The organism is Oleiphilus sp. HI0132, from assembly GCF_001635845.1.
Genome location: NZ_LWGJ01000846.1, coordinates 1 through 286 on the forward strand (window position 1 = coordinate 1; position 286 = coordinate 286).

Annotated in this window: 1 pseudogene; it reads right to left on the bottom strand. The window is 43.0% G+C overall.

Features of this window, described 5'->3' with window-relative positions:
- Positions 1-32 precede the first annotated feature (32 nt).
- A pseudogene (locus A3766_RS30890) lies at positions 33-286 on the bottom strand (hypothetical protein); the annotation flags it as partial.

Below are 286 nucleotides of genomic sequence, written 5' to 3' on the forward strand. Positions count from 1 at the left end.
ATAACAAATACATTAATTGATAATGATTATCATTACAACCACCCTCCTGTGACCTGTAATGGATTTAACTCACCTCCCTTGGTAGTCCAGCCTAGCAATGCCATCTCTACACCGAGGCGATCAACACTTTCCGGCAATCGAAGCCGACTGCTCCACAACTCCTGCCTACTAGCAGTATCTTTCTTGCTGAGTAAAAACTCATGGTGTAAGGACAGTACAACAAAATCTTGCTGTAGATTTCTGCCGCGGTTTTCACCAGCATTAATGTTTGAGAGCATATCAAAGC